1 protein-coding gene is annotated in these 429 nt (G+C 46.4%); it reads right to left on the bottom strand.

The genetic code is table 11. The features are described 5' to 3' along the window. Positions 1-156: 156 nt before the first annotated feature. Positions 157-357, bottom strand: coding sequence for a DUF5763 domain-containing protein (locus AC1DLB_RS32195; RefSeq protein WP_477779343.1), 201 nt, complete (start codon positions 355-357; stop codon positions 157-159). Positions 358-429: the final 72 nt, after the last annotated feature.

The following is a 429-nucleotide window of genomic DNA, read 5'->3' on the forward strand; positions in this document are numbered from 1 at the left end:
GATATTACGTGCGGCCTTCCAGTCAATCGTCGACCCGCTTTTAAGAGTAGGAGAGTAACCGCTGCCTGGCAGCCCACCCCAATCTTGACCAAGTTTTTCTTTTAAATATTCGTAGTCTTCTGGCATTTCAGGACCTGCGCCAAAAGGTAAGTGCTGCTAAAGTAAAACGAGCTTCTCAATAACCCCAACCACACCGACTACAGTCGTTGAGACTTTAATGAAGTTAGCCACAGCTTCACTATTTAAAAATTTCTTGGGCTTTGGAAGGTGCACACCACAGAGCCCCGAGGATCTAGACTCGTTTTTACACCTCTTGCCAGATTGTGTTAATGCCTTGCACTGCGACTGAGTGGACATGAGACGTTCCTTTATTCAAGCGCCAAGCTTGAAATATAGACGTCGATTGCCAACCTGACAGCAGGTTAGAAC

It is taken from the genome of Pseudomonas sp. 05N434 (assembly GCF_056396965.1).

Bases quoted from the DNA above. Each gene is read 5' to 3' on its own strand.
- AC1DLB_RS32195 (WP_477779343.1), bottom strand. From the start codon at position 357: ATGTCCACTCAGTCGCAGTGCAAGGCATTAACACAATCTGGCAAGAGG.